The sequence below is a fragment of the Massilia sp. 2TAF26 genome (genome assembly GCF_052115005.1).
In the GTDB taxonomy this organism is placed as follows: domain Bacteria; phylum Pseudomonadota; class Gammaproteobacteria; order Burkholderiales; family Burkholderiaceae_D; genus Telluria.
This window is the reverse complement of the sequence record NZ_JBFRFV010000043.1, coordinates 26,956-35,081: the sequence shown is the minus strand read 5'-3', so window position 1 is coordinate 35,081 and position 8,126 is coordinate 26,956. Positions and strand designations below refer to the sequence as shown.

Genomic DNA, 8,126 nt, shown 5'->3' with positions numbered 1-8,126 from the left:
TCGGTACCACCCCTTCCCATCCCGAACAGGACCGTGAAACGACTTTGCGCCGATGATAGTGCTGCAACCAGTGTGAAAGTAGGTTATCGTCAGGCTAATTATTCGCAGAAGCCCGCTCAGTCAAACTGAGCGGGCTTTTTGCTTTTCTGCGCTCTACATAGCTGCAGCTAACTTGTATAGGCAAATCCGCAACAAATTCTTATATAGGGAAAGTTTTCGCTGGAGTCAGCAGGTGTATGTACGGTAGCATTGCGCTCTTTTGTTATCCGACACTCAATATGACTGACAGCAGCGACACCATTCCGCGGCCCAGGCGGGCCAGATATTTCCGCCTTGCGGCATTGCTGGTGTCCTTCTCCTGCCTGACAGTCGCGATCACGGTGCTGCTCCAGCTGCTGCTCGTCGATCACTACGCCAACCAACACGCTTCCGAACAGGCCAGACTGCGCCTGCAGCAGCTGTCCTGGCAGATGCGGGACTCGCTCGACCGCACCCTGGACCAGGCGGTGCGCGACGTCTACCTGCTGTCGGCCCTGCCGCAACTGCGCCATCCCGCCGATCCGGCCGCAGCGCGCGAGATTCTCGAGAACCTGCAGCGCCATTTCAGCAATTACGCCTGGATCGGCATCGCCCAGCCCGACGGCAAGGTGCTGGCCGCGACCGCTGGACTGCTGGAAAATCGCGACGTCAGTTCGCGCCCCTGGTTCCATACCGGCGAGCAGGAGGTGACGGCCATCGATTATCATCCGGCCGCCCTGCTCGGCAAACTGCTGCCGCGGTCAAGCGATCCCTGGCGTTTCGTCGACATCGCCGGGCCGATCCGCGACGACGAAGGCGCCCTTCGCGGCGTGCTCGCCATCCACCTGAGCTGGACCTGGGCGCGCAGCCTTGCCCGTGAGCTGCTGACGCCGGCGCAGCGCGATATCGGCGCCGAGATCATCGTCGTGCGCAGCGACGGCGTGGTCCTGCTCGGCCCCGACGATATCCTCGAGAAGTGCATTTCGACGGAAAGCCTGAGGCTGGCCCAGCAGGGCAAGACGGGCGCCATCACGGAGCGCTGGCCGGACGGCCATACCTATGTGACGGGTTACAGCCAGAGTGGACGCAGCCGCGAGCGCGCTTCCCTGCACTGGGCGGTCCTGGTGCGCCAGACGGAACAGGCGGCGATGGCCTCGGCCCACCGTTTCGAGCGCCGTGCAATGTGGTTCAGCCTGCTTCTTGCCGGGGTCCTGGCCGCACTGGCGGCCCTGATGGCCCGGCGCATCGTGGCGCCCCTGAAGTCGCTGAGCGGCGCCATGGAAAACATCGCCCAGGCGCCCGAGCAAGCGGTGCCGGAAGCGATTCCCGCAGCCGGCGGCTTCCATGAAGCACAAGTCTTGTCCAAGGCCTTGCGCGGCTTGATCCGCAACGAACGCCGCCACCGCGCGGCGCTCGAGCAGATGAACGCGCATCTGGAGGAAACGGTGGCCGCGCGCACCGCCGAGCTGGAAGGCTTGCTGATGCGCGACCTGCTGACCGGCCTGCCGAACCGGCGCGCCCTGATGCAGACACTGCCGGAAGCGATGGCGCGTGCGGCCCGCCTGCGGCGTCCCTGCGCGGTCCTGTTCCTCGACATGGATGGCTTCAAGCTGGTCAACGATACCCGCGGCCACGAAGAGGGCGACGAGCTGCTGCGCCGGTTCGGCGGCCGCATCCTGGCGGGCATCCGCGAGACCGATATGGCGGCGCGGCTTGCGGGCGACGAGTTCGTGGTGATCCTGGAGATGTTGAGCGACGAGCTGGACGCCGCCGCCAAGGCGGAGATCCTGCTGGCCCAGCTCACCCGGCCCTATGCCCTGAATGGCGGCAGCGTGCAGGTGGGGGCGAGTATCGGGGTGGCCCTGCACATGCCGGACCAGGCGCCGGATCCGGCGCGCCTGCTGGCCCGGGCCGACCAGGCCATGTACGAGGCCAAGCGCAAGGGCAAGAGCCGGATCGCGGTCGCGCCGGCGGAAGCCGTGTCCACCGAGGCGCGCTGACGCCTCGCTGTAGAAGAAGACGGCTCAGACGCCCCAGAGGACGTCGGCGCCCTGGTCGCGCGCCGCGCGCAGCATTTCCAGCAGCGGATAGGCGCGGGTCGGGAAGCTGACCATTTCGATCGGTTCGTGTTCGGCATCTTCGCCATCGCCGGCATGGGCCTTGACGTCCTGCTCGACTTCGTCCGTGACCTGGTGCTTGCGGCTCTCCTCGATTTCATGCTCGAGCAGTTGTACAGCCTTGGTGGCTTCGGCCGCCGTGATGACGCCGCGCTCCGGGTCCTTGCGCAGCAGGTCGAGGATGCGCATGGCATGTTCCTGCATCATCAGGACGTTGGGATAGGCTTTGGATTTGAAGGTGATTAGCATAGCTTTCTCGTTCATTCATGAGTAACCAAACGATAACACGACTCGCCGCGCGATGTCGGTGCGCGGCGCCACTTTGGACTCATGCCCGGCGCCGCAGCAGCCAGGCCAGCAGCAGCGCCAGCAGCGCGGCCGCCAGCACCCCGGCCGCGAACAGGGCGGTCGACCCGGCCGCCACGCCTTGCTCGGCCGCCAGCGATACCAGCAGCCAGCTGAGCCCACCCCAGCAAAGCGTGTTGACGATCTCGAACACCGAGCACAGAAAGTTCTCCTTGCCGCGCATTTTGAAATCGCTGCGCAGTCCCGGGCGCCCCAGCCATTTCACGATCAGGGCCGCACTCAGGATGGCGCCCACCACGACGAAGCCGATCAGCACCGCGGCCAGCGGCGCACGCGCCATCAGCCACAGCAGGGGCAGGGCGACCAGCAGCAGCGGCGGCATCACCACGGCGGCCAGCTTGGCCAGCCCGATCGTGCGCGCGGCGGCGGGGGAGGATTGCAGCAGGTCCGGCGCATCCTCGGCCGAGACGATGATCCAGGCCAGGGAACTGGTGAGTGAGCTGCACAGCAGCGCCAGGCCGGCGCCGATCGCCGGACCCGGCGAATCGTTCTTGCGCAGGATGAGGAACAGCAGCGGCACCAGGTACACCAGCTGCAGCAGGACCTGCGAAATCAGGTGCGGATCGCGTGCGATCAGGCGCCACTCCTTGACCACCACGGTATCGAACAGGCTGCGCCGGAAGCGCATCCGCAAGGCCCCCTGCGGCCTGGCGATCGCACGTGCCGTACTGGCCGCCTCCTGCACGCCATGCACGAAGAAGCGGTGGGTGCGGTCGACCGTCAGCATGAAGGCGGCGATGCCCAGCACGGCCATGCCCAGCATCGGCAGCGGCTCGCCGAGCACGGCACGGCCAGGTAGCCACAGCGGGCTGCCGGGTGCCAGCCATGGGGACTCCGCGAGGTGCTGCAGCGTGCGCTGGGCCGCACCTCCGCCGGCCGTCTGCGACACCAGCGAAAACGACTGCGACAGCAGGAACAGCAGCGCGCCCGCCACCGCACTGAGCACCTGCGCCAGCACCCGCGTGCGGCGCGCGCCGAGCAGGCATACCAGCGCCAGCGTGAGCAGCATGCCGAGGCAGGCCATCAAGGTCGACGTGGTCGCAATCGCCACATACACGCCGATCCAGCGGAACTGGCCGAGCGCCACGCCGACGTGGACGAGTGGCCCGAGCAGGAACAGATAGAGGGCGGCGCAAGCCAGGACCACGCCCAGCAGGCGCACCGTGAAGATGCTGCGCGAGGGCAGGGGTGAAGACAGCAGCAGGTCGAGGTCGCCGCGCTCGAACAGCGCCAGCACGCTGGCCTTGAGTGAACTCGAGAGCATGAAGGTGCCGATCGCCGCCAGCGCCAAGGTCGCCAGGATCGCCATGCGCGGATCCATGACGCCGTCCGGCCCGAGCTTGCGGAGGACGGCAAAGGCGCCCACGTGCAGCAGCGTCCAGGCCAGCACCCACACCGCGATGCTGACCCAGCTCATGCGCCGCTTGCCGCCCGCATTCACGGCGGCGCCATACCAGGCCATGCGCAGCTCATGGCGCAGCAGCCAGCGGCTCGATCCCGGCGGCGCGCTCACGCCTGCTCCGTCAGCTGCAGGAACACGTCTTCCAGGCTGCCGCCCAGGGTACGCTCGCGCAACTCGGCCAGCGTGCCTTCGGCGATCAGGCGGCCCTCGCGGATGATGCCGATGCGTTGCGCCAGGCGTTCGGCCACCTCGAGGATGTGGGTGGTCAGGATCACGGTGCCGCCCTGGTTGACGTGGGAGACCAGCAAGTCCTTCACCTGGCGCGCGGCGGCCGCGTCCAGGCCGGTCAGCGGCTCGTCCAGGATCAGCAGCTGGGGTTCGTGGATCAAAGCCCCGGCCAGCGCCAGCTTCTGCTTCATCCCGCGCGAAAAACCCTCGGTCAGTTCGTGCGCGTGCTTGGTCAGGTCCAGCCAGTCGAGCAGGCGGCGGGCGCGCGGCTCGGCATCCTCGGGCGTGATGCCCCACAGGCCGGCCACGAATTCGAGGTACTCGGTGGGCTTCAGCTTTCCGTACAACATCGGGTCGTCGGGGAGGTAGGCCATCTTCTGCTTGGCCGCGGCCGGGTTGGCCGCGAGATCGATGCCGAGCACCTCGATCTGGCCGGCATCCGGCGCCAGCAGGCCGGTCACCATGCGCAGGGTGGTGGTCTTGCCGGCGCCGTTGGGGCCGAGCAGGGCATAGAGTTCGCCGCGGCGGACGCTCAGGTCGATGCCGTCGACGGCCGGGCGGCCGAAAGCCTTGCGCAGGGAGCGCAGCTGTAGTGCTGGGGTATCGCTGTTCATGGTAGCGGACGTATCAACGGAGGGTGAAGGAAGTGAGGAACTGCTCGACCTGCTCGGACGGCATGGCGTTCGTATTGCCGAGCACGATGACCTGGTAGAAGCGCTTGCCGCGCGCCTCGAAATGGCCGACCAGGCGCACCGGCTGGCCGTTGCTGCTGCCGGCGACGTCGATGTCGCTGACCGATCTGCCGCCGGATTCGGCGTGCGCGGCGGCCCGTTCGCCGACGGCGCCGATATTGCGCGTCAGGGCCCGCACCATGGCCGGCACCGCGGCGCGCGCATGCTCCTCGTCCGGTGCCTCGGCCGAGCCGACCGCGAAGGTTGCGCCGTCGACTTCGGCAGCCGTCATCGTCATGCTGACCTGCATGCCGTCGAGGTCGACGGTGCGGGTGACACTGGCGGGCTTGGCCGGGAACATGACCCGGTAGGGCGCATCCTGGCTGGCGTAGTCGCGCCAGTTGTACTTGGGGCTGCAGGCGCCGAGCAGGGCGCTGGCCAGCAGGACGGAAATAACCGGCAAGGGGAGACGGATTTTCATGGGGCGATGGTATCAGCGCCCCGCGTCGTCGGCCAGTAGAATGTTGCAATAATTTAATCTCGTCAGCGCCGCTCAGGCGTCGAGCAGGCCCCTGCGGTACTGGATCGCCTCGGCCACGTGTTCGGACTGCACCTGGGAAGCCTCCGCCAGGTCGGCAATCGTCCTCGCCACCTTCAAAACCCGGTGATAGGCCCGCGCCGACCAGTGCAGGTGGCGCATCGCATTACGCAGCAACTGCTCGGCGGCATCGTCGAGTTCGCAATGGCGGTCGATCTCGCGGCTCGACAAACGCTGGTTGGCCTTGCCCTGGCGCGCCACTTGAACAGCGTGGGCGCGCGCCACCCGTTCGGCGATGTGGCTGCTCGCCTCGCCGTCGGCCTGGGCCGCCATCGATTCCGGCGCCATCGCCGACACCGGCACCTGCAGGTCGATGCGGTCGAGCAGGGGACCCGAGATCTTGTCCTGGTAGCGCAGCACCGCGTCATGACTGCAGCGGCATTTGCCGGACGGGTGGCCGAGCCAGCCGCAGGGGCAGGGATTCATGGCCGCGATCAGCTGGAAGCTGGCGGGAAAGTCGGCCTGGCGGGCCGCGCGCGAGATCGTGATGTGGCCGGATTCCAGCGGTTCGCGCAGCACTTCCAGCACGTGGCGGCTGAACTCGGGAAGCTCGTCCAGAAAGAGTACGCCATGATGGGCCAGCGAGATCTCGCCCGGGCGCGGCACCCCGCCGCCGCCTACCAGGGCCATGCCCGAGCTGGTGTGGTGCGGACTGCGGAAGGGCCGGCGGCGCCAGCGCTCGATCGAAAAACGTCCGGCCAGCGACTGGATCGCCGCCGACTCCAGCGCTTCCTCGTCGCTCAAGGCCGGCAGCAGGCCGGGAAAGCGCGAGGCCAGCATGCTTTTGCCGGCGCCGGGCGGGCCGACCATCAGTACCGAATGCAGGCCCGCCGCCGCAACCTCGAGGGCACGCTTGACGTGCTGCTGGCCTTTCACGTCCGCAAAGTCGGGATAGCGCGGCGGCGTCAGGGCTTGCGGCGGCCGGTGGCGGGCCAGGCGGCCCTCATTGGCTCCATTCGCAGCCTGCGCAGCAAAGTGCGCACAGACCTCGAGCAGGCTGCGCGCCGGATAGATGGCGGCATCGGTGACCAGCGCCGCCTCGTCGGCGTTCGCATGCGGCAGCACGAAGGCGCGCCTGGCGCCGCCAGGGCTGCGATGCATGGCGAAGGTCATCGCCAGCGCGCCGCGGATCGGGCGCAATTCTCCGGACAGCGAGAGCTCGCCGGCGAACTCGTAGCGGTCCAGGCCCTCGCTGGGAATCTGTTCCGAGGCCGCCAGGATGCCCAGCGCGATCGGCAGGTCGAAGCGCCCCGATTCCTTCGGCAAATCGGCCGGGGCCAGGTTGATGGTGATACGGCGGTTCGGCAGCTCGAAGCCGGAATTCTGCAGCGCGGCGCGGACCCGGTCCTTCGATTCGCGCACCTCGGCATCCGGCAGGCCGACGATGGCCAGGCCGGGCAGACCGTTGGCCAGGTGCACTTCGACGCTGACGGCGGGCGCGTCCATGCCGGCCAGGGCGCGGCTGCGCAGTACTGCGAGACTCATGGCGGTCTACGGGAAGGTTGAAGATTTGCAGATGGTGCGGCCGAGGGCATTGCGACTGTTGAGTGCGCTCAAACGTGCGCTCTCTTAACGAGTTTGAGCCACAAGCCCAAGTGAAAGCCAAGTTGAAGGGTGACATGGGATAGTGATTGGATTTCCATGTGGCAACTTGTTATGCTTGGGTTTTCTGCATCCGGATTGCTCGCAATGACTAGAAATCGAATCCTCTTCGCTTATTGCGAAGAGCTGAAGGAATCCGTCAACATCGATACTGCGCGTCGTCACTTTCTTTCGGAGGACCCTCGCCCCGAGTGTTATCACTTTTTTTGCGATGACCCCCACTGCGGAAGTCAAAAAGTACGTATATCAGGGGTGAACTATCGTACGGCCGCAAATGAATCACCGAAGTATGTGACTGCGCACTATCGCAACTGGGACGAGCACAGCCCAGATTGCATGTGGGAGTCGGATTTGGACGAAGCCGGCCGCTTACGCGGTGAAACAGAAGCCGAGACAAAGCAGCGAAAACTGCGACTTAAGCTCAAAGACCTGGTTACTGACTTCGATCCATCGCTTGATGAAGGGGATGGCCTCGTTCGTCCACATGTGCAAGGTCCTGCTGGGGATGATGGCCCGGAAGTCGGAGATGGTAACGGACGTAATCGCAACGGCCAGGGGCAGCCAGGGCTATTGGGAGGGCGCACAAAAACAAATCAGCTGAGCCGGTTGGTTGAAACATATCGTGAGGCTAAGGTAACCTTGAGCCCGGAAGAGTTTTCCCAATTGGAGCTGCGCGTTACCAATGAAGGAGTAATGCCTCTTCACCAATATTTTTGCCGTATCAGCAGAGCAAACTATGACACTACGAATCGTGTAATCTTTGGCGGCGCTACGTTTGCCGAGTGGTACGGAGCCGGGTTCAAGCTGAAGTTCTATGACCGGGTCGATAAGAAATTCGTTTTTTTGTATGTGAGCCCGGCAAAAATGGAGGCTTACCGTTTCCGCAAGTACTTTAAAGAGATCCTATCCGACACAACGGTTGCCTACTTCACGGTTTTTGCTCTCGGAAGGTTAGAGGCTAGTCCGAAGGGCAATTCGGTAAATCTCATAGTCGATGATTTACGTCACTTGGACATCGTTCGTGGGAAAACGAAGGAAGCTGGAGCCAACGAGGTGTCAACTTAGACAGCAATCGACGCTTTGGATGGATGAAAGCGTCGAACGCCTCTGGCACCAAATCACGC

General features: G+C 65.2%; 7 protein-coding genes and 1 rRNA gene. 3 read left to right on the top strand and 5 right to left on the bottom strand.

Annotation, left to right across the window (positions count from 1 at the left end; genetic code table 11):
- Both rrf and AB4Z32_RS25965 read left to right on the top strand, forming a co-directional pair.
- Positions 1-95 (top strand): 5S ribosomal RNA (gene rrf, locus AB4Z32_RS25970); the annotation flags it as partial.
- A 183-nt stretch (positions 96-278) separates the two neighbouring features.
- Positions 279-2,018 carry a diguanylate cyclase domain-containing protein gene (locus tag AB4Z32_RS25965; RefSeq protein WP_442124741.1) on the top strand — a complete coding sequence of 580 codons (1,740 nt, stop codon included), beginning with the start codon at positions 279-281 and terminating at the stop codon, positions 2,016-2,018.
- 24 nt (positions 2,019-2,042) lie between these two features.
- Here the strand turns inward: AB4Z32_RS25965 and AB4Z32_RS25960 are convergent, their stop codons facing one another.
- The 5 genes from AB4Z32_RS25960 to AB4Z32_RS25940 all read right to left on the bottom strand — a co-directional run bounded on the left by AB4Z32_RS25960 (position 2,043) and on the right by AB4Z32_RS25940 (position 6,885).
- Entirely contained in the window at positions 2,043-2,384 is a 342-nt protein-coding gene (locus tag AB4Z32_RS25960) for a DUF1840 domain-containing protein (protein WP_442124740.1), read from the bottom strand.
- A gap of 79 nt (positions 2,385-2,463) precedes the next feature.
- On the bottom strand, positions 2,464-4,014 hold the full coding sequence (locus tag AB4Z32_RS25955; RefSeq protein WP_442124739.1) for a putative ABC transporter permease subunit: 1,551 nt from the start codon (positions 4,012-4,014) through the stop codon (positions 2,464-2,466).
- Positions 4,011-4,745, bottom strand: coding sequence for an ABC transporter ATP-binding protein (locus AB4Z32_RS25950; RefSeq protein ID WP_442124738.1), 735 nt, complete (start codon positions 4,743-4,745; stop codon positions 4,011-4,013). The genes AB4Z32_RS25955 and AB4Z32_RS25950 overlap by 4 nt, the downstream gene beginning before the upstream one ends.
- A gap of 13 nt (positions 4,746-4,758) precedes the next feature.
- Positions 4,759-5,283 carry a hypothetical protein gene (locus tag AB4Z32_RS25945; RefSeq protein ID WP_442124737.1) on the bottom strand — a complete coding sequence of 175 codons (525 nt, stop codon included), beginning with the start codon at positions 5,281-5,283 and terminating at the stop codon, positions 4,759-4,761.
- Between the two features lie 72 nt (positions 5,284-5,355).
- Positions 5,356-6,885 (bottom strand): YifB family Mg chelatase-like AAA ATPase, encoded by a 1,530-nt coding sequence (locus tag AB4Z32_RS25940; RefSeq protein ID WP_442124736.1) that lies wholly within the window; start codon positions 6,883-6,885, stop codon positions 5,356-5,358.
- Between the two features lie 156 nt (positions 6,886-7,041).
- On the opposite strand from AB4Z32_RS25940, the gene AB4Z32_RS25935 reads away from it, so the two are divergent.
- Complete coding sequence (locus AB4Z32_RS25935) at positions 7,042-8,067, top strand: hypothetical protein (RefSeq protein WP_442124735.1); 1,026 nt, start codon at positions 7,042-7,044, stop codon at positions 8,065-8,067.
- The last annotated feature ends 59 nt before the right edge of the window (positions 8,068-8,126 follow it).

Coding starts and splice junctions, on each gene's coding strand:
- AB4Z32_RS25965 (WP_442124741.1), top strand. CDS start 279: ATGACTGACAGCAGCGACACCATTCCGCGGCCCAGGCGGGCCAGATAT.
- AB4Z32_RS25960 (WP_442124740.1), bottom strand. CDS start 2,384: ATGCTAATCACCTTCAAATCCAAAGCCTATCCCAACGTCCTGATGATG.
- AB4Z32_RS25950 (WP_442124738.1), bottom strand. CDS start 4,745: ATGAACAGCGATACCCCAGCACTACAGCTGCGCTCCCTGCGCAAGGCT.
- AB4Z32_RS25940 (WP_442124736.1), bottom strand. CDS start 6,885: ATGAGTCTCGCAGTACTGCGCAGCCGCGCCCTGGCCGGCATGGACGCG.
- AB4Z32_RS25935 (WP_442124735.1), top strand. CDS start 7,042: ATGTGGCAACTTGTTATGCTTGGGTTTTCTGCATCCGGATTGCTCGCA.
- AB4Z32_RS25945 (WP_442124737.1), bottom strand. CDS start 5,283: ATGAAAATCCGTCTCCCCTTGCCGGTTATTTCCGTCCTGCTGGCCAGC.